Source organism: Bacillus sp. FJAT-22090 (genome assembly GCF_007676755.1).
Lineage (GTDB): Bacteria > Bacillota > Bacilli > Bacillales_A > Planococcaceae > Psychrobacillus.
Genome location: NZ_VEBK01000050.1, coordinates 1 through 216 on the forward strand (window position 1 = coordinate 1; position 216 = coordinate 216).

Below are 216 nucleotides of genomic sequence, written 5' to 3' on the forward strand. Positions count from 1 at the left end.
ATTTTTAGAGGTGAATAGAGTGGCTATAAAGCTAAGTTCAATTGACCAATTTGAACAGGTTATTGAGGAAAATAAATATGTTTTTGTATTAAAACATAGTGAAACTTGTCCAATATCGGCAAATGCGTACGATCAATTTAATAAATTTTTATATGAACGCGATATGGACGGTTATTATTTGATTGTCCAACAAGAACGCGATTTGTCAGATTATAT

Annotated in this window: 1 protein-coding gene; it reads left to right on the top strand. The window is 30.1% G+C overall.

Annotated features, from left to right (window positions below; all coding sequences use genetic code 11):
• Nucleotides 1–19: 19 nt before the first annotated feature.
• On the top strand, nucleotides 20–216 hold a 197-nt coding region (locus tag FS486_RS19880), incomplete at its 3' end, for a monothiol bacilliredoxin BrxC family protein (protein WP_144514031.1).